The organism is Phormidium sp. CCY1219 (assembly GCF_035615515.1).
Classification (GTDB): Bacteria; Cyanobacteriota; Cyanobacteriia; order Cyanobacteriales; family Laspinemataceae; genus CCY1219.
This window is the reverse complement of record NZ_JAJENT010000754.1, coordinates 1-261: the sequence shown is the minus strand read 5'-3', so window position 1 is coordinate 261 and position 261 is coordinate 1. Positions and strand designations below refer to the sequence as shown.

Below are 261 nucleotides of genomic sequence, written 5' to 3'. Positions count from 1 at the left end.
CAAGAAATACTGGCAAGCAATAGGGAATCGGCAATGGGTATTTGCAACACGAGCGGAATCAAACCCAATCAAATTGCAACTCCATGCTGAGACTCCGATTGTCAGACACGTTAAAGTCAAAGGCGAGGCCAGCCCATACGACGGCAATCTCAAATACTGGAGTACAAGAATGGGCAAACAACCTGGTGTTCCAACGAGAGTATCGAAGCTCTTGAAGAGACAAAAAGGGAAGTGTAACCACTGCGGACATTACTTTAGGGA

Annotated in this window: 1 pseudogene; it reads left to right on the top strand. The window is 46.4% G+C overall.

The window, feature by feature from the left end:
* A pseudogene (locus tag LKK83_RS22760) lies at positions 1–261 on the top strand (hypothetical protein); the annotation flags it as partial.